The following is an 18,516-nucleotide window of genomic DNA, read 5'->3' on the forward strand; positions in this document are numbered from 1 at the left end:
TGTTTTGGCATAAAACGCGACGCGTATTAGACTTATTTGCAAGCAAAGCTTGCTAGATCCCAGTGTCAGCTACTTGGATGACAGGGGAGGGAGGCTACTTGGATGACACTATATAGGCTACTTAGAGGACCCAAAAAGGGTGTCATCCCAGTGCTTGACACTGGGATGGCTTTGTTGCATAGCAACTGAAAAAATCTGGTGGCTACTGACAAAATTCATTATAAAATAGCCATTTAACCTTGAAAGAAAAAATATGCCACAAAAAATGAGGGTCAGTAACCATAGCGAATATAACAAATTTCTAGAAAAAAGAGGAAATATTTTTCATTATATCAACGAAGCCATAGAAAAGTGGTACGAGAATGGTCCAAAAATACCAGGTGGCAACAATATTTATAGCGATAAAGTTGTAATTTTGGTGCACATAATAACTTGTTTATTTAGAATAGGCCTGAGGCAAACAGTTGGGTTTATAGCAGGATACCTTGAGCAAATTGGGAAAAATTTGCAAGTTATCAGCTATTCACAATCATCAAGAAGGTTTAAGAAACTCAATATTAAGATCAATGATTGCAGAATTGATAAAAATAATATGGAAGATATCGAAATTACTATAGACAGTACAGGAATTAGTATATACAACAACACTCCTGGTCATAGCAAAGAAAATAGCGAAGATAGAAAGTATCGCAGCTATGAACAGACAAGAAAATTGCATGTAATGTTGAATACAAACAGCAAAAAAGCCATAGCTGTAAAATACAGTAACGGTGTCTACTCTGATCACTATGGAGCTTGTGATTTGCTAAAAGAAGTCGATTTTCAGTATGTCATAAAAGTACTATATGCAGATAGGGCATATGACAGAGAAAAGCTCTATAAGCTGTGTAATCAATATGGTATAAAAACGAAAATTCCTCCGAAAAACAACGCAGCAGAGCATCCAAAATTGGATTATATGCTTGATAGAAATGCCGCTATTCAGTTAATGAAATTACATGGTGAGAATGGTATAAAAAGATGGAAAGAAGAAGTAAATTACGGAAAAAGATCGTATATTGAAGGATTTTTCTCAAGGTTGAAGCGAATATTTGGGTTTAGTTTTAGGAGCAAATCTGAGATTAATCGTGAGAAGGAACTGCTACTCAAGTGTTATTTGCTTAACAAATTTACTGAAATAGGCATGGCTAAGTTTGAGATAGCTTCATGAATTTATTGTACGTTACCTACTATCCGAAGAGCGATGCAACAAAGCCATCCCAGTGTCACGCACTGGAATGACATCGTTTACTATGTGCCATATTGCAATGTTCGTACAGTTGTGCGCGGTATAGATTCCGCTAACAAGTAGCGGAATGACGAATTTGTTGTTTTTCAAATTGTGGGCAAACCTAAGCCACTTTAGCTATAAATCAATAAAAACTAATTTCTGCTTTTTTCAATGATTTTCTTTGCTTCTTCCACACCAACCCATTCTCCAACTGCTACCGTTTTTCCCTTTTCTAGATCTTTATAATGAGAAAAGAAATGAGTAATTTTATCTAGTAGGCTTTTAGATAAGTCAGAATAGTCCTTTATATTGTCATAATAGCTATCAACACTGGAAACAGGCACAGCTAATATTTTCTCATCTTCTCCTTTTTCATCTTTAGTGAGTAATGCGCCTATCGGACGCACCGATATTAAAACACTAGATGCTAAGGGAAACTGAGTTAGCACCAAAACATCCACAGGATCACCATCACCTGCGCAGGTATTTGGTACAAACCCATAATTGCAAGGATAAGTCATTGAGGTAGATAAAAATCTGTCAACTTGTAACAACCTAAACTCTTTATTAAATTCATACTTTACAGGCTCAGCATTCGCACTTATTTCAATTACCACATTCACCGCATTTGGTCCTGCTGTTATTTTACTTAAATCCATAAATTACCTCTTAACTTAAGAATAAGCATTATACAATATATGCTTTTAAGTTGCTACATTTATGTAATTCTAAACTTATTTTGCACGGGCTGTCCTAAATTTTCATTCGTCATCTTATTGACTGTTGAAAGTGGTGGTTCCTGTGATAATTGAAATAAAGCATATACTATTACGATAGTAAGCACTGCAGCAATTACTAGATTAGCAAAATTATCCTGTGGTAGGACACCTTTTATTGGATTAAATAATTTTTGCTCCATAAAGAAATAATCAGCAACATATAACCCAACAGATAATACAAACATACCTAAAATAAGTTTACAGACTGTGTTTTTATGGTCTTTTTCTTTTTTCTTGCTGGTGATAGGATTTGGCCTACATTCATTCTCTTCTTGCAGCACTGAGTAGTATATATTATCAGGGCTCGTTATTAATTGTTCAAATTCATCACTATTTTGGTTTTTTAACAGTTGCTCTAGGGTGTTTTTTGTATTTATAGGATATATTAATCCATCCATTTTCAATGCTTTCTCTTGCCGATCCACATTCTCATGGTCGATTGTATATTTATCTCTACTTGATAATCCGATCATGTGTAGTTTGCCAGCTAAGAACATTATATAGCTCTCTATTAACTGATTCTCACATATCTCTAATACTTCTCTTTTTACTGTTTTGTTAGATGACGAAAGTTCTTTATAGTGACCACCCAAAGAAAAGAACAATGCTATATCTTTATCTGCTTTTATGTCATGAATGGAATAATAGCTGCTGATAACGCACTTATTTAATGCAAATTCTCTGTCATATTTGTTTAATGTATTTCCTTCACTTAGTAACTTTCTAAGACCAATGAGTACTTTATTTTCAAAATCTTCTTCTGTTTTAAATATTGGTTCTCTCTTTGGATTTGCTAAGATGTTAAGTAAATCTAATTTTCTTCCATCTACTACTTCATTTATATATTCATTTAACTCAGATCCTTTAATAACTTCATATATTTTATCTATGACATCTTTAGTATTCAGGTTATTGTTTTCACTTAGAATTTGATAAGCTTGAGCATAAATTAAAAACAGCCCTTGTAGACTAAATTTTAAGTTAAAATATTTATCTAATGGTTCCTCTTTTTTTCTAATGAATTCAGACAAACCAAAATGATTTCTGTGATCCATAAAACGACCTAAGTCAGCATGTTGAAAGCTACCTAAAAAAATAAATAACGTCTCTAATAAATTACCCTTACCAACAATTTTTATTAGTTCTTCAATTTCTTTTATCATTGCTGAAACCTATAATGTTCTACTTTATAGTATAAGGGATACATGGCAAAATAGCAATAAATGTTATTAGACTTCTTGCATAACCCAAACTAAGTAGAAAAAGGTATAGCTATACCGCCGCGGTATCTCAGCCACTAACAAGAGATCCCGCTAACACGCAGCGGGATGACGAGACTTATCTTTATGCCGCCGCGAACCGTCATACCGCGATTCATTCGCGGTATCTCTAGATCCCGCTGGGATGACGGTTGTCGTTTAGCTACAAACATTAAGAAATTTACCAAATAAAAAAAAGGCAAAAGAAGCCCCGTGGTTGGCTAATTACTTACATTATACTTTCAAGTATGGCGTTTTTTTATTCTAAACACTTAATAACCGCGATTTAGCTGCTTTTAAGCCGCAACTAATCTAAATTATAAACGTTAAGAAATTTACTAAACAGAAAAAAAGGCAAAAGAAACCCTAGGGTAGCTAGTTATTCACTATCCATTTTTTAAGTTGGCGTTTTTTAATGTTTTAAATGCTTTATAAGCGTATTTCAGCTTGTGTAGGTAAAAACCCAGAAATTTGATAAAGACATAGAGTGCACATAGTGCAAAAAATTAAACATGAGACGCCAGATACGTGAGTTTTTTTGTCATTTAATCTGTACAGAGAAGATAAATAAATAGCTTCAGTTTCATGATAAGGGGGCTGGCGAGGTTTGTCAAGGAAGTTTTTTCGTTTCTGTTATATGGTTATGCAAGAAGTCTATTGTATGTTTACACTCTGCATTAAAGCTTTTAGTTAAGAGCATATCCATCCACCGCCGATAACTTGTTCATCTTTATACGCTACACAGGCTTGACCTGGACTGATGCCAAAGTAATCGTCGTTTAAAATGACACAGGCTTTATTTTTTTCGTCAGTTGAATGTATTGTTGCTAAACTTCCCGCATGTGATGATCTCAGCTTCACAGTTACTTCCATACCTTCCTTTGGTTGTTCTAACCAATTTAACTCCTTGATCAATATTTTTTTTTGCATTAATACGTTGATCGGACCTACTATAACCTCATTATTTTCTGTATTAATTTTTATCACATAAAGAGGTTCATTGTGTGCGATACCCAAGCCCTTTCTTTGCCCCACTGTAAAATTTACTATGCCACTGTGCTCGCCTAGCACTTTTCCATTAACATCCACTATTTTACCTTTCTGTACAGATTGTGGAGCTAATTTAGCTATTGTTTTACTATAGCTTTCGGAAACAAAGCATATATCTTGACTGTCCGGCTTTTCAGAAATTTGTAAACTGAAATATTTTGCTAATTTTCTTATATCACTTTTATAGAACCCACCTAGCGGAAATCGCAAAAGCTTTAACTGCTCTTGAGTTGTAGCAAACAAAAAATAACTTTGATCTTTACTTTTATCAATACTTCTGCACAACTTTACCTCACCATTTTTTTCTAACCTTCTCACGTAATGTCCTGTTACGAGCACATCCGCACCAAGATTTTTTGTAACTTGCAATAGATCACGAAATTTTACCGTTTGGTTACATCTCACGCATGGTATGGGAGTTTCCCCACGCATATAGGTACTCGCAAAATCCTCTATTACTTCCTTTTTGAATATTTCCTCATAGTTTAAAATATAGTGAGGAAAGCCAACACTTTCAGCTACACGCTTAGCGTCATAAATATCCTGTCCAGCGCAGCATGCACCCTTTCTTGCGTTAGCATTACCGTCAGTGCCATAGAGTTGAAGAGTCACACCTATCACCTGGTACCCAAGGTTATATAGCAGTGCTGCAGCAACCGAGCTATCAACTCCCCCGGACATTGCAACAACAGCCTTAGTCTGGTGCGGAGTTTTATCTTTTAGCAGAGGTTCAATTTCAAATTCTTTTAGCATAACCGCCTTAATTTATAAACGCAAATCTTGTGTCATTCCAACATACAACTGTGCAAACGTTTTGATTTGGGGGCAATTTACATAGTAGATAATGTCATGAAAGTAGCTGACACTGGAATCTAGCTTCTATTACACAAATTCATTAAAACAGCATATTTATTTGTAATCAAGTTTCCTGGATCCCAGTGTTAGCTACTCGGATGACACCCTTTTCTGCTAGAAGTTGCCTTCAAATTACTTGGTGCATGACACTGGGATCTCATTTATATTACATAATTCCATCAAAACAATTCGATAAACTACCTTCAAAAATAATTTAATCTTGCTTGAATAAAACATGGCCAAAATAATCCATGTTTTCAAGCACTTTTCCACTACCTAAGGCAACACAACAAAGTGGGTCATCTGCAACACGAACCGGTAATTTTGTTGTTTCACTGATAACTTTACCTAGATTACGTAATAATCCACCACCACCGGATAAAACTATTCCTCTATCGACTATATCAGAAGAAAGTTCAGGTGGAGTGCTCTCCAGCGCAGTCTTAATAGCAGAAATTATCTGATGTACAGGCTCTATTAAACTCTCTGCAACTTGGTATTCTGATAAAAGCATTTCTTTTGGCATGCCACTCACTAAATCCCTGCCTTTAATTATCATTCCCTCTTTGTTATTTTCACCTGGCATACTGGCTGAACCTATGCTTTTCTTAATTTTCTCAGCGGTTGTTTCACCGATTAATAACTTATGATTTTCACGAATATATGATTTTATTGCTTCATCCATAATATCGCCACCTACTCTGGCAGAACGTGAATAAACAATTCCGCCTAAAGAAATAATTGCAACTTCAGTTGTACCGCCTCCTATATCAACAATCATAGAACCCTCAGGTTCAGTAACCGGGAGCCCAGCTCCGATTGCTGCAGCCATTGGTTCTTCAATTAAAAATACTTCATTTGCACCAGCACTTTCTGCTGCATCTTGTATAGCACGCCTTTCAACTGGCGTGGATCCAGATGGAACGCATATGATAATATTAGGTTTATTAACAGTGAATTTTGTGTTTGCACTGCGTATGAAATATTTTAGCATTTCTTCCGCACTTTTAAAATCAGCAATGACTCCATCTTTTAAGGGCCTTATCGCCTCTATTTCTCCAGGCGTTTTTCCAAGCATCATTTTAGCTTTTTTACCAAAAGCATAAGGAACGTAACTTCCTTTTTCTTTTATTCTTGCTACAACTGAAGGCTCATCAAGCACTATTCCCTGATTTTTCTGATAAACTAAAGTGTTTGCAGTACCAAGGTCTATAGCAATATCGCTAGCAAACAAACCTTTGAAAGTAAAAAGGCTATAAAACTTTCCGGTTAATTTTCGAACAAAATTCATACATAACTCAAGAAAACCATTTATTAAGACAAATTATACTTTTCAGATAAGTAGTAAGTAACACACTCAACGTCTAAACCCTTACCTGTTACTTTTTTTAGCAGTTCCAGGCCACACTTTGCACTGTATACATTTTGAGATAACCAACTGATAAGTAAACTAAAATCTCCTTTTATTATAGCACTTAATGATTCGTAATGATTCTTTTTAACGAAAGAGAAAATCTGCACAGCAGCAATTAAAGCAATAATTTTTATAGGAAAGTAGCCCATAACACCGCTTGCCCAATATTCATCTTGAAAATAAGTGTTTAGCTCATTTTTAGCTTTTACTGGAATTTTATAGTGCTTCATACCTTCCAACCACGCATCATGCAGGTCTTTGACTTCCAATGTGCCATTTATTATATCTTGTTCTAACTTAGTTCTCAACATAATATGAGCTAACAGACTAAATTCATCTGCATTTTTTAAAAAAGAAGAAAGGTTTATTTCATTGAAAACCAAGTGCAAATTTTCAACACTGCTATTAGTTTTGCCTTTTATAGCAAACTTCTCTTTTATGTGTGGTTGAATAAACTCAATAAATTCTCTGGATGTTCCAATCATCCTTTCCATGAATAACCCTTGAGTTTCATACATAACATGTCTCGTAATTGGACTACTTATAGAATTTTGCGCTAAACATTTTTGATAAATTGCATAACCACTATGCCGTAAAAGTGAAAATAAACCATAACAAAAATCAGATTCATCATAATCTATAGGGTAGTAATAAGAAGTACGAATCTCATTTAGTGCAATACCCATTTGCTGTAAACATAATGAGCCAAGTTCAATCTGTTTCTGAGTAGCAACTTTTTGTATATTAGTAACCTTATCCTTATCCTTTTTCTGCTTTTCAATTATTTTATCTACATTTTCGCTAAAAAATTTGCCTACCTTGGGGAATACTTCCCTTATATTCTTTTCTGTGATATCAGAGTCATAGTCAGCAAGCAGTGAGTCGTATTTTGAGCATTTTAATTGCTGCGATTTTATAGAAGCTACTTCGCGAATGAGTGTGATTAAATCAGTAAAACGTTCTTTTAGTTTTTCTAAGTTACTGGTTTCAGAATGAGATAGCTTCCATAAATTTTGGCATTCAACCTTAGCTTTGGATAAAGACTTTACTAAATCAATAGGAACAGCACTGTTGCTTTTATGTATTCTCTCTATTAACTTTAGCTGCTGAGTATTTGCACTTTTTTTGTTACCAAGAGCATCTGCTAATGATTCCTTTATTGCGTCATGAGAGATAATTTCATGTCTGATTTCTTCTAGAAGACTCATTTGTTCAACTTTGTCCTCTATATTCAATTGGCTTTGGTTTAGTACTTTTAGCGTATTTTCGATATTCTTTACCCTATATAATACTTCCTCTAAAAACTTATAAGATTGCATATTTGTTCATTATTTTAGAAAACATCTGTTTAATACCGTAATAGATTAATAATAAAGTTAAAAGTATATTTGCTTAAAGTACAATAAAAAATTGTACTTTTTATTCTTTTATTGGATTTTTCTACTCAGAGTCCAGCATATTATAGGAAAATTAATTGTAAGGTTGTAGAAAAAGTATTTAGTATTTTATTTCTCTTGACTATATTACAATATGGAGAGATATTAGCTACTGAAATTAAAGTTACGCACTATTTAAAATTTATGGAGGTTTAGTAATGTGGAGTAGACTGGTTATAATGTGCTGTTTTTGTTTATTACTTACTGGTGTAAGTTCTTGCCCAAAAAAAGGAGCAAATACAACAAATAAAATAAATTCTGTTGTTAAGCAGATAGGTGATAAAAGAGTTTTCTTTGGTTATGATGAATCTAGTATTGATGAAGTAAGTGCAGATGCATTACTTGACGTAATGGAGGTGTTACAAGATAACCCTGACGCGAAGGTTACTTTAACTGGTCACACTGACAACCGTGGTTCTCATGAATATAATCTTGCGCTAGGCGCTAGAAGGGCTGATGCAGCTAAAAAATTTATGGTTAGTTGTACACCCTACATAGAAAACAGAATAAAAACTGCTTCTAAAGGTGAAACTGAGCCTTTGGTTAATGTAAAAGGTGATTCTAGAAATTCTAAATATGAAAAAGAGCATGCTAAAAATCGTAGAGTGGAATTTTCATTTTCTGGAATAAAGAAATAGTTTCTTGCATTAAAACCTGGATCCCAGTGGGCTTTGTTGCATCGCTACTTATGAAAGGCTAACTATAATTAGGATTATAAGCAACTTATTGAAAATCTTGTTTTTTTGCAATCAATCTGATCAAATTTAAGAATAGTAATTTGTTATTTATATTAATAAATTTAATTCTATTGAAAATAGCTAAAGCATTGAAATTCTTGAATTTTAGCCGGATTAGTGAGTGGTAGTGAAATTTCTTTTACTCAAATTTAGGTATTCACTGACCGTTCTTGTTGTAAATACCAGAATAATAAGCTACTGATATTCTCCACCTTTTTTATCTTTAATCCATCATAGCTAGCGATGCAACAAAGCCATCCCAGTGTCAAGCACTGGGATGACATAAAGAAAGGGCACTGGGGTAGACAAAAAAGGACAAACTTGTCATATTTCGTTGCTTGAGCGGGATCTATATATACCACAAATAAGTCGCGGTATGACGTAAGAGATCTGACCTATCTGGCCATCAAGAGACATAATGGAATTAGAGTTATTATTTCAAAATGTGGTTAATAGTTTTGCTTTCTATAACAATCAAGTTGCAGTTGCAGTATCAGGTGGTGTAGATAGTATAGTCTTACTGCACTTAATGACTAACTGGGCAAAAAAAAACAAGCTTTCACTTCCTATAGCATTAACAGTAAATCATGGATTACGTTCAGAGTCTCAAAAAGAAGCTGATTTTGTTGTAAGTTATGCAAAGGAACTTGGAGCAAAGGAATCGTTCATATTAAATTGGGAAAAGCAAAATATTAAAGGCAATATTCAGTTACAGGCACGAAAAGCACGGTATAAGTTACTAGCAGAGTGGTGTAAAAACAATAATGTTAAATGTTTGCTCGTCGCTCATCACAAAGATGATCAAGCAGAAACGTTCTTGTTAAGATTAGAGCGAGGTAGTGGCGTAGATGGATTATCATCAATGGACTACAAGTCTTTCCTAAATGGTATTTATATATTTAGGCCATTGTTAAATTTTAGTCGTAGTGAAATAGAAAAGTACGCTAAGCTTCACCAGTTAAAGTGGATCGAAGATAGAAGCAATCATGACTTAAAATACAGACGAACTTTATACCGCAACTTACTTAAAGCAAGTGACAATCAAGAGATTTTAACAGAGCGAATATGCCTCACAGCCCTTCATATGAAAAGAGCTGCAAAAGCGTTGATGCACTACACACGCCTTGCGTTTAATGACTGCGTTAATGTGCATGATCTTGGTTATATTGAAATTAAACTAAGTGAATTTTATCAATTGCCAGAGGAAATAGCCTTGAGGCTTCTTCTTTACTCTATAATGGCAATTGCCAGTAAACACTATAAACCAAGGTATAATAGCCTTATCGTAATATTTAATAAAATATTGCAAAAGGATAGTAATGTTAACTGTACACTTTCTGGGTGCAAAATAAGAAAGTATGGAGAAAATATCTTGATAATTAGAGAATCGTCAAAGATACAAGAAATTACCGTAAACCTACCTTTAAATGAACCTACTCAATGGGATAACAGATTTAGCTGCACAATACTCGGAAATCAAGAGTGTTCAGTTATCATCGCTCCATTAAAAAAAACACAAAAAGTTCCTGAATTTCTGAAGGATTACAACTGCTGCCCTGAAGTTTTCTATTCTTTGCCTGTAGTGCTAAAAGATGGAAAGGTGCTTGCTTATCCTGATGTAAATTATAACGAAAAAAATACCAATGACGATAAGGCTCAATGCATTATTAATAGCACGATAAAACAAAATTTGGTAAGCTTGATTAGTATTTAGTTAGAAATAGAAATGAAAAAATTTTTAGAAGGCTTATTGATCTGGTTAGTAATTATTGTTCTTATTTCAGTTGCTTATATTCAGTTCAGCGGAAATGTAGGTAAAAGTAAAACAATTATACCTTTTTCGGAATTTTTAACTAGACTAGAAGACAATGATGTAGAAAATATTGTCATAAAAAACCAGAGCATTGAAGGCAAGTTCAGGGACGGTTCAAGTTTCAATTCAAGCGGTGTCATATATAGCGACCTAATAAAAAATTTACATGATAGAAAAGTGAGATTCTCCTTTTCAACTGGAGATTCTGCCATGAACGTAATTGGTGGATTACTTATCTCATGGGTCCCAACATTTATCTTTATTGGCTTCTTGCTATTCTTTCTTAAACAAACACAAGCGGGGGGCAACAGAACTATAAGCTTTGGCAAGTCAAGGGCTAGACTTATGACTAGTGGAAAAAAAGTAACATTTGATGATGTTGCCGGAATTGATGAAGCAAAAGAGGAGCTAGTAGAAATCGTTGATTTCCTTAAACAAAGGCAAAAATTTCAAATATTAGGTGGAAAAATACCAAAAGGGTGCCTTTTAATTGGCTCTCCTGGAACTGGTAAAACTTTACTTGCTCGTGCAATTGCAGGAGAAGCTAATGTGCCATTCTTTAGTATTTCTGGATCTGATTTTGTTGAAATGTTTGTGGGTGTTGGTGCAAGTCGTGTTCGTGATATGTTTGATCAAGGCAAGAAAAATGCTCCTTGTATAATTTTTATAGATGAAATAGATGCGGTGGGTAGGCATCGTGGCATTGGTCTTGGTGGCGGCAATGATGAAAGAGAACAAACATTAAATCAGTTATTAGTTGAGATGGATGGCTTTGAGTCTAATGAAGGTGTAATAATAATTGCTGCGACTAACCGTCCGGATGTCTTAGATCCAGCACTGCTTAGACCTGGTCGTTTTGACCGACAGATTACTATTTCTTTACCCGATATAAATGGGCGTGAAAAGATATTAAATACTCATATAAAGAAAATATCAATAGCACCAGATGTAAACGTGAAAACAGTTGCAAGAGGAACACCAGGCTTTTCTGGAGCTGATTTAGCAAATTTAGTGAACGAATCTGCACTTATTGCTGCAAGAAGAAACAAGAAGATTGTTACCATGGACGATTTTGAATATGCACGTGATAAAGTGATGATGGGCGTAGAAAGACGATCCCTAATTATGACAGAAGAGGAAAAGAGACTGACTGCATACCATGAAGCTGGTCATGCGATAATTGCTGTTAATATGCCTGCTTCTGATCCTATACACAAGGCAACAATTATTCCACGCGGTAGAGCACTCGGTTTAGTTATGAGACTACCAGAAACAGATAGAGTGTCCCTCACAAGAGAAAAGATGATAGCAGATATTACTGTTGCTATGGGTGGAAGAGTGGCAGAGGAGCTAATTTTTGGCTACGATAAAGTCACAAGCGGTGCATCTTCGGATATAAAACAAGCATCTGATTTATCACGCGCTATGGTAACAAAATGGGGAATGAGTGACAAAATAGGCCCGATCTATCACAATCGCGAACAAACCATACATGGTTCTGAGATAATTTCTGAAGATACGTTAAAACTTATAGATGAAGAAGTAAAGAAAGTTGTGTCTTCTTGCTATGAAAAAGCAAAAGACATTTTGACCAAGCATAAGAAAGGCTTAGATCTCATTGCCGAAAATCTACTGGAGTTTGAAACTTTAACAGGAGATGAAATAAAGGACATATTAAATGGAAAAAAAATTGTTAGAGAGGAAAATGAGAAGAATGAGAAAATAAAAAAATCCTCTCTCTATGAGAGTTGACCTCATCTTAAAAATGCTAATCAGCTAACGCTGCAATAAAACATTCAGAATTGTAACTGTCAATATAAATTGTATTAAAATATTAATAATATTGCATTTTCATCACAATAATGCTATCATTCAGTTAGTATTAATGTTTAATGAGGTGTGAGTAATGATTGATATAGCTTCTATTGGTGTAAGTACAGTTATTGATCAGAATTATAGAAGAAAAGCACAATTATGTTTATCAGGATTATTTGTAACTGTGTCAATAGCAACTGTTACCTGGTTTATTTTCCCTGCGTCACAAAATGTATTAGCTCCGTTTTTACTTCCGGCTATGTTCTTGCTCTTCACTTTATCGATGGGTTATTACATGTTCATATTTAGTTGTGAAGAAAAATCTTTGGTAAAGAATGTTCTTGGTATGGTTGAACCGGCTGAATCGGTAAAGAGAGTGCATTGCCAAGAAAATATTAAGTCCTTATTAGCAGAAGTGAGAAGTACTACGAAAGATAGGTTTCGTAACGTGCTTGTTAATCTTTGTTTTGAAGATCGTAGTAAAGCACACAAACTTGCATTATATGTGAAAGAAATTGACGATATTGTGTCTTCAATAAAAAATAAAGACCTCTTAGACTATTTTGATCAATTTTTTACTATTACTGAAGTAAGCAATAAAAAAAATAGAAGTGAATTAATGAACCTCGCAAGGGCATATAAGATGATAAGTGAAGAAGATCCAGACAAAATACAGGATTTTTTAGCTACTCAAACAAAAAGTTATTCATATGAAATAATGTTACCTGAAATTGATAATTTTCTATCACAAGCTAGGTGATTTTATCAATAATTTCATTGTGTACGTGATTATCATTTTTTGTTTCAATTCCAGTGATAACACTGCACCTAACGGGCTCTTTTATGGCTATTTCCTGAAATCCTTTTCTGACCTTATTGTAAAAATTAACATCCATTTCTTCATATTTATTCTTGTCTTTTGCTCTATTTAACCCAACTTTAACATCAATATCTAGAATGAATGTAATATCTGGATATTTAATTTCCACTAGCTTATGTAAGTCCCTTATTAGCCCTAAGTCAACTCCAAACCCATATCCTTGATATGCAATAGTTGAATCAATAAACCGATCACAAATCACTATTTTTCCTTCTGCAAGAGCTGGTAATATTAATTTTTTCATATGTTCGCGCCTCATCGAGATAAGTAGCAAGAGTTCAGAAATAGAATCAATATTATTCGTTAACAATACTCCTCTTATCTTTTCTGCAAAATCAGTGCCACCTGGTTCTCGAGTCAATACCACATTATTTTCGCCGTGAATTTGCTTAAAATGATTTGCAAGTAGCTTAGATTGTGTTGTTTTACCAGAGCCGTCTATTCCTTCGAAAGTTATGAACATAAGTTTTATAATTATAATACTAAAAAAGAATATGCAAACAGTATACATAGAAACCGTTTGACATTTAAATAATAAGACCGTAAATTACATATGGTATAATAATAGTCTATGGTTGCTCTGAATACTCCTAAAGTCGATTTTAGTTTTACTGCAAAAGATTTTAATCTTTTGGGAGTAGACAATAAATATTATGCATTAAGTGACTGTTGTGGAAAAAATAGTCTTATTATAATGTTTATATGCAATCACTGTCCTTACGTTCAGTCAATTATTAGCAATCTGGTAAGCGATGTTGATCAATTGAAAAAAGATTATCAGGTAAACACCGTTGCAATAATGCCAAATGATGTAAATGAATATCCAGAAGATTCCTTTGAAAATATGATTAATTTTGCCAAGGAAAATAAGTTTACATTTCCATATTTAATTGATAGTACACAGAAAATAGCTAAAGAATACGGGGCTGTTTGCACTCCTGACTTTTTTGGCTTTAATTCCAATTTAAACCTTTGCTATCGTGGACGTTTTAATAACACAAAAAAAGAAAAGGTTCAAAGCTATGAAGTAGGAAGTAGTGACTTATTTCAAGCTATGAAATTTATTGCAGAAACTGGTAATTCTCCAATTGACCAAAAATCAAGTATTGGCTGCTCAATTAAATGGTCTAATTCTACAGGTTAAATATCATGCACAGTGGCTCTCAGCATTTGTTTGATATTATAATTTTGCTTTCTGCTGCTGTGTTTATAGTCATAGCGTTTTGGAAAATGAATATTAGTCCAGTGCTCGGTTACTTCGTTGCAGGTGCAGTTATTGGTTCTCATGGGTTTAATCTGATACACTCAGCTGAAGCAATGGATAATCTTGCAGAATTTGGTGTAGTTTTCCTATTATTCATTATAGGCCTTGAATTGACATTTGAACGCCTGATCGCTATGCGTATTCATGTATTTGGGTTCGGTTCTCTTCAAGTTATAGTTACCATGGTAGCAATATGGTGCATCGCTCTTGCTTTCGGAGTGAATACGAATATAGCAACAGTTATTGGTGGTGGGCTTGCGCTATCCTCAACAGCAATAGTGTTGCAGGTTCTGCAAGAAAAAGGTTCTCAAGCAAGTCAGGTTGGTAGGTTGTCAATAGCAGTACTATTAATGCAAGATTTTGCAGTAGTACCATTAATAGTATTGGTACCTTTACTTGCTGGCAATTCTGAGCACAGCCTGATAAGCTCATTGGCAGGTTCATTGGTGCAAGCAGCTATTGCATTAGTGCTGATATTTATAACTGGTAGATTATTGCTTAGACCTTTATTTTCGGTTATTGCTAAAATGGAAAGTAATGAGGTCTTTATATCAACAACGCTTTTAATAGTATTAGGAGCAGCATTTATTACTGAGCAATTCCATTTATCGTTGGCATTAGGTGCATTTGTCGCTGGATTGTTAGTTGCAGAAACAGAATACAGACACTCAGTGGAACACGCGGTATTACCATTTAAAGATTTGTTTCTTGGCTTATTTTTCATGACTGTTGGTATGTCCATCAATACCGAACTTTTACTCAATAAGTTACCACTAATTACTTTATTATCGATTATCCTTATCGTTTTAAAAACATCTATCATATATATATTGTGTAGATTTTTTGGATTTAAGAGTGCACCTGCTATACAAGCTGGGTTACTGCTTTCACAAGGCGGTGAATTTGCGTTTATTTTATTTCGCTTAGCAGATGAGCTAAATGTGCTACCAAGTGAAATCGCTCAAGTACTTATGATGGTAACTACAGTAACCATGGCTTTCACTCCTCTTTTATCGGGGCTTGGAGATTGGATAGCAAACTCATTTAGCACTGAGAAAACAATATTAGATGATGAAGCTGTTGAAACAGATACACAAGATCTTTATAACCATGTGATAGTTGCTGGATTTGGTAGAGTGGGATATATGGTAACAAAAATGCTTACGGCAGAGCATTTAAGTTACGTTGTTGTAGATATTCAATCGAAAATAGTCAAAGAAGGAAAAAGTGATAGTTTTCCTATATATCTTGGAGATGTTACAAGATGTGAAATTTTAAAATCGGTAGGAATAGAAAGAGCTCAAGCTCTCGTTATTTCAATAAAGAATGAAGTTACTATAAAAAAAGTTGTTTCTTTAGTTGCAGCAAATTTTCCGCATGTAAATATTGTAATACGCTTACCAGATCTGAGTAATGTGGAGGTTTATAGAGATCTAGGAGCTAGTAAAATTATTCCTGAAACATCTGAGATAGGATTGCAGCTAGGTGGAGCTGCACTGAGCCTTAGTGGTATTAGCGAAAGTGGAGTTACGTCTTTAAAAAGTAGATTCAGAAAAAGCAATTACAGTATGTTAAAAGACCTTGGTAGTGATAAAGATGAATAACTACTTTTCTAATTTTATGTACAGAAAGCTTCAAGCTTTATTGAGGTTTTGCCTATAGTAAATTACGCACATAATCAACCAAGTTAAGGAAAGTGCAAACCAAGTGATTGCATATTCCAAATGCTTCATTGGCTGTATAGCTATTTTGCTGCCAAAATTGTTCGGCCACAATACACACTTCTCTAGCTTAATACCTAACTCATTGGAAATTTCTTCTGTACTCAGGGTAAACCATGTATTCGAAGCAGTATCGTTCTTGATAAACCAATTTTTACTTTTATTGCTATCGCAATATAAAATTCCATCTGCAACTACTTTTTCAATTTTTACTTTTTTCTCCTTTTTTTCTCTGACTATTCCTTTATTCACCAACATGTAACGTCCAGTGGTGAGCAACATAGGAGACAGTACGTGATAGCCGTGTTGCCCTGCAAAAACATATAGTTCTATATCACTTAGAATCCCATCAATCTTGACATGCCTATAGTTAAATTTTTCAAGGTCGTTATTGGGCAATAGATGAACCACTGGAAGACTCATACTTTTAATAATATTATTCTTCCAGTTCAATCTGAATATTTGCCATAACCCTAATAAAAAAAGAAGTGAGCAAGGTATAATTAAAATAAATACTATCTTTTTTAACACTCTATATTTGTGTTCTTAAATAGTTTTCAACACCCATTAGTTCAATAAGATCGATCTGTTTCTCAATCCAATGAAAGTGCTCTTCTTCATTTTTTAACATCTCTTCTAATAACATTACACTAACAAAATCCTTTTCTTTCTCAGCGATAGAAATCGTTTCTTTGATATCCTTAATACCTTTTCCCTCTAATTTCAAATTAGCTTCTAAGATTTTCCGTATTGTGTCTTTTGTAAACTTTCCATCATACTTTGATATTTCGTTTGTATCCTGAAAATTTGGGACTCCTTTAAATAACAAAATTCTTTCTGCCAACTTGTTTGCATGTTCAAGTTCTTCGTTAAGCTCATTTTTTACCTTTTCTGCAAGTCTATTAATTCCATTGTTTTTGAGAATCGCAAAATGCAAAAGATACTGGCGTACAGAAGTCAGCTCATTGGTCAATAATTTGTTCAAATGTTTTACTACCTCTTCATTCATAATCTTCCCTTAGTTCAATTCATCAGCATAATTTATATGATAACGATAGTTATAGCAACTCATTTAATAGTTCCTTTGATAACAACCGTATTAAATAGCATGTCGTGGTATGTCTGTTTTTTCTTAGAGAAGCAAGCAACTAGATACCAGCAGAGAGTGAGTAGCACTATAATTACTTTCAATGCACTCAAGACATTCACTAATACTTCCTGATCTCGCAAAAATTCAGTAAGGACAACTACTACACTGTTTAACAAAGGAAGAAAAAACTGGGAAGAGCTTCTGTCAAACGCTAAATTCAAGTCTATTTTAGAATTATCTAAATTGATAGTATACATATTCATTAACTGTTGACCGGGAGTTGCTTGGGCCTTTGAAGATATAAAATATGTGAAGTAACTACAATTTACACACATGTATGATAGATGTAAAATCAACGGAGAATCCTCTAATAGCAGTATAATTAATAAAGTTGGAATTAATAAAATTGCTACATCTATTAAATACGCGCAAAAGCGTCTTGTTATACTGGCAATCTCTGTAACAGCGGTCATTACCTATCTTCTAAATACTTTATTACAAAATCTGTAAGTTTATCAAAATGTTGAAAACATAACAAATCTTCATAACCGCTTATTGATGGACCGTATATAATAGGTAAACAATTGGCATTTTGTGCACACAGAACATCTGTGATGCTATCACCAACGAAAAACACATTTTCTCTATTTATAGGCAACGTACTCTCTTCTAATGCAAATAGCAGTGGGGTTGCAGATGGTTTATCTTCTGCAGTATCGGATGACCCAACCACTCTTTCAAAGTAAGAATCTAGTTTAAAATAGGTAACTTCTTCACGTAAATTAGTATTTTTCTTATTACTTACTATTGCTAGATAAACATTGTGGCTTTTCAGTGTCTGCAACATTTCCTCTACTCCTTGATTCAGAGCAATGTTTTGTAATAGCGCATTATCTAAGTATTGTTGATATATGTGATTTGCTTTTTTCCACTGATCGCCAAACAAATTGACCATATAGCTCTTTCTCGACTCATGGGAATTTCTATCAGCAGCTTTATTACTATACCCCATTGAGTTTATGGTATGCTTAATAGCATTAAAAATGTTATCTTGAGTGTCAACTAAGGTATTATCCCAATCGAATACTACTGCTAATGGGCTATCTTTCATTTCTTACATAATTATACATTTT

At 34.1% G+C, this 18,516-nt stretch carries 17 protein-coding genes; 7 read left to right on the forward strand and 10 right to left on the reverse strand.

The window, feature by feature from the left end:
* Positions 1-253: 253 nt before the first annotated feature.
* Entirely contained in the window at positions 254-1,210 is a 957-nt protein-coding gene (locus tag OOL03_RS02065; RefSeq protein WP_253303449.1) for an IS5 family transposase, read from the forward strand.
* A gap of 212 nt (positions 1,211-1,422) precedes the next feature.
* Here OOL03_RS02065 and ppa read toward each other — a convergent pair whose 3' ends face one another.
* The 5 genes from ppa to OOL03_RS02090 all read right to left on the reverse strand — a co-directional run bounded on the left by ppa (position 1,423) and on the right by OOL03_RS02090 (position 7,946).
* Positions 1,423-1,929 carry an inorganic diphosphatase gene (ppa, locus tag OOL03_RS02070; RefSeq protein ID WP_010082061.1) on the reverse strand — a complete coding sequence of 169 codons (507 nt, stop codon included), beginning with the start codon at positions 1,927-1,929 and terminating at the stop codon, positions 1,423-1,425.
* Positions 1,930-1,988: 59 nt separating this feature from the next.
* Positions 1,989-3,212, reverse strand: a complete 1,224-nt coding sequence (locus OOL03_RS02075; protein WP_208571592.1) for a WD1261 family protein — start codon at positions 3,210-3,212, stop codon at positions 1,989-1,991.
* Positions 3,213-3,998: 786 nt separating this feature from the next.
* Positions 3,999-5,111 (reverse strand): tRNA 2-thiouridine(34) synthase MnmA, encoded by a 1,113-nt coding sequence (gene mnmA / locus OOL03_RS02080; RefSeq protein ID WP_264707517.1) that lies wholly within the window; start codon positions 5,109-5,111, stop codon positions 3,999-4,001.
* Between the two features lie 316 nt (positions 5,112-5,427).
* On the reverse strand, positions 5,428-6,504 hold the full coding sequence (locus tag OOL03_RS02085) for a rod shape-determining protein (protein WP_264707518.1): 1,077 nt from the start codon (positions 6,502-6,504) through the stop codon (positions 5,428-5,430).
* A gap of 23 nt (positions 6,505-6,527) precedes the next feature.
* Positions 6,528-7,946 (reverse strand): gluzincin family metallopeptidase, encoded by a 1,419-nt coding sequence (locus OOL03_RS02090; RefSeq protein ID WP_264707519.1) that lies wholly within the window; start codon positions 7,944-7,946, stop codon positions 6,528-6,530.
* Positions 7,947-8,221: 275 nt separating this feature from the next.
* Here OOL03_RS02090 and OOL03_RS02095 point away from each other — a divergent pair, with 275 nt between their 5' ends.
* From OOL03_RS02095 to OOL03_RS02110, 4 genes are all read left to right on the forward strand, one after another.
* A complete protein-coding gene (locus OOL03_RS02095) occupies positions 8,222-8,701 on the forward strand; it encodes an OmpA family protein (protein ID WP_264707520.1) in 480 nt (159 codons plus the stop codon).
* Positions 8,702-9,218: 517 nt separating this feature from the next.
* Positions 9,219-10,514, forward strand: a complete 1,296-nt coding sequence (gene tilS, locus OOL03_RS02100) for a tRNA lysidine(34) synthetase TilS (RefSeq protein WP_264705472.1) — start codon at positions 9,219-9,221, stop codon at positions 10,512-10,514.
* A gap of 12 nt (positions 10,515-10,526) precedes the next feature.
* Complete coding sequence (ftsH, locus tag OOL03_RS02105; protein ID WP_264705471.1) at positions 10,527-12,365, forward strand: ATP-dependent zinc metalloprotease FtsH; 1,839 nt, start codon at positions 10,527-10,529, stop codon at positions 12,363-12,365.
* A 154-nt stretch (positions 12,366-12,519) separates the two neighbouring features.
* Positions 12,520-13,188, forward strand: coding sequence for a hypothetical protein (locus OOL03_RS02110; protein WP_264707521.1), 669 nt, complete (start codon positions 12,520-12,522; stop codon positions 13,186-13,188).
* On the opposite strand, the gene tmk is transcribed toward OOL03_RS02110, so the two are convergent.
* Positions 13,181-13,771 (reverse strand): dTMP kinase, encoded by a 591-nt coding sequence (gene tmk / locus OOL03_RS02115; protein ID WP_264707522.1) that lies wholly within the window; start codon positions 13,769-13,771, stop codon positions 13,181-13,183. The genes OOL03_RS02110 and tmk overlap by 8 nt on opposite strands.
* A 108-nt stretch (positions 13,772-13,879) precedes the next feature.
* Here tmk and OOL03_RS02120 point away from each other — a divergent pair, with 108 nt between their 5' ends.
* Both OOL03_RS02120 and OOL03_RS02125 read left to right on the forward strand, forming a co-directional pair.
* Entirely contained in the window at positions 13,880-14,452 is a 573-nt protein-coding gene (locus tag OOL03_RS02120; RefSeq protein WP_038248302.1) for a thioredoxin family protein, read from the forward strand.
* 5 nt (positions 14,453-14,457) lie between these two features.
* Positions 14,458-16,176 (forward strand): monovalent cation:proton antiporter-2 (CPA2) family protein, encoded by a 1,719-nt coding sequence (locus tag OOL03_RS02125; protein ID WP_264707523.1) that lies wholly within the window; start codon positions 14,458-14,460, stop codon positions 16,174-16,176.
* Positions 16,177-16,206: 30 nt separating this feature from the next.
* Here the strand turns inward: OOL03_RS02125 and OOL03_RS02130 are convergent, their stop codons facing one another.
* Genes OOL03_RS02130 through OOL03_RS02145 form a run of 4 tightly spaced genes read right to left on the reverse strand, consistent with a single transcriptional unit; the run spans position 16,207 to position 18,494 of the window.
* A complete protein-coding gene (locus OOL03_RS02130) occupies positions 16,207-16,824 on the reverse strand; it encodes an SURF1 family protein (protein ID WP_264707524.1) in 618 nt (205 codons plus the stop codon).
* Between the two features lies 1 nt (position 16,825).
* Positions 16,826-17,302, reverse strand: a complete 477-nt coding sequence (bfr, locus tag OOL03_RS02135; protein ID WP_264707525.1) for a bacterioferritin — start codon at positions 17,300-17,302, stop codon at positions 16,826-16,828.
* A gap of 59 nt (positions 17,303-17,361) precedes the next feature.
* Positions 17,362-17,856 (reverse strand): RDD family protein, encoded by a 495-nt coding sequence (locus OOL03_RS02140; protein WP_077188432.1) that lies wholly within the window; start codon positions 17,854-17,856, stop codon positions 17,362-17,364.
* Positions 17,856-18,494, reverse strand: a complete 639-nt coding sequence (locus OOL03_RS02145; protein WP_264707526.1) for an HAD family hydrolase — start codon at positions 18,492-18,494, stop codon at positions 17,856-17,858. The genes OOL03_RS02140 and OOL03_RS02145 overlap by 1 nt, the downstream gene beginning before the upstream one ends.
* Positions 18,495-18,516: the final 22 nt, after the last annotated feature.

It is taken from the genome of Wolbachia endosymbiont (group A) of Acrocera orbiculus (genome assembly GCF_947250015.1).
Taxonomy (GTDB): domain Bacteria; phylum Pseudomonadota; class Alphaproteobacteria; order Rickettsiales; family Anaplasmataceae; genus Wolbachia; species Wolbachia pipientis.

What these genes read in the sequence shown, in the direction of transcription:
- OOL03_RS02065 (WP_253303449.1), top strand. Translation starts at nt 254, where the DNA reads ATGCCACAAAAAATGAGGGTCAGTAACCATAGCGAATATAACAAATTT.
- tilS (WP_264705472.1), top strand. Translation starts at nt 9,219, where the DNA reads ATGGAATTAGAGTTATTATTTCAAAATGTGGTTAATAGTTTTGCTTTC.
- OOL03_RS02110 (WP_264707521.1), top strand. Translation starts at nt 12,520, where the DNA reads ATGATTGATATAGCTTCTATTGGTGTAAGTACAGTTATTGATCAGAAT.
- OOL03_RS02140 (WP_077188432.1), bottom strand. Translation starts at nt 17,856, where the DNA reads ATGACCGCTGTTACAGAGATTGCCAGTATAACAAGACGCTTTTGCGCG.
- OOL03_RS02085 (WP_264707518.1), bottom strand. Translation starts at nt 6,504, where the DNA reads ATGAATTTTGTTCGAAAATTAACCGGAAAGTTTTATAGCCTTTTTACT.
- mnmA (WP_264707517.1), bottom strand. Translation starts at nt 5,111, where the DNA reads ATGCTAAAAGAATTTGAAATTGAACCTCTGCTAAAAGATAAAACTCCG.
- OOL03_RS02075 (WP_208571592.1), bottom strand. Translation starts at nt 3,212, where the DNA reads ATGATAAAAGAAATTGAAGAACTAATAAAAATTGTTGGTAAGGGTAAT.
- OOL03_RS02090 (WP_264707519.1), bottom strand. Translation starts at nt 7,946, where the DNA reads ATGCAATCTTATAAGTTTTTAGAGGAAGTATTATATAGGGTAAAGAAT.
- ftsH (WP_264705471.1), top strand. Translation starts at nt 10,527, where the DNA reads ATGAAAAAATTTTTAGAAGGCTTATTGATCTGGTTAGTAATTATTGTT.
- OOL03_RS02120 (WP_038248302.1), top strand. Translation starts at nt 13,880, where the DNA reads ATGGTTGCTCTGAATACTCCTAAAGTCGATTTTAGTTTTACTGCAAAA.
- OOL03_RS02145 (WP_264707526.1), bottom strand. Translation starts at nt 18,494, where the DNA reads ATGAAAGATAGCCCATTAGCAGTAGTATTCGATTGGGATAATACCTTA.
- tmk (WP_264707522.1), bottom strand. Translation starts at nt 13,771, where the DNA reads ATGTTCATAACTTTCGAAGGAATAGACGGCTCTGGTAAAACAACACAA.
- bfr (WP_264707525.1), bottom strand. Translation starts at nt 17,302, where the DNA reads ATGAATGAAGAGGTAGTAAAACATTTGAACAAATTATTGACCAATGAG.
- ppa (WP_010082061.1), bottom strand. Translation starts at nt 1,929, where the DNA reads ATGGATTTAAGTAAAATAACAGCAGGACCAAATGCGGTGAATGTGGTA.
- OOL03_RS02095 (WP_264707520.1), top strand. Translation starts at nt 8,222, where the DNA reads ATGTGGAGTAGACTGGTTATAATGTGCTGTTTTTGTTTATTACTTACT.
- OOL03_RS02125 (WP_264707523.1), top strand. Translation starts at nt 14,458, where the DNA reads ATGCACAGTGGCTCTCAGCATTTGTTTGATATTATAATTTTGCTTTCT.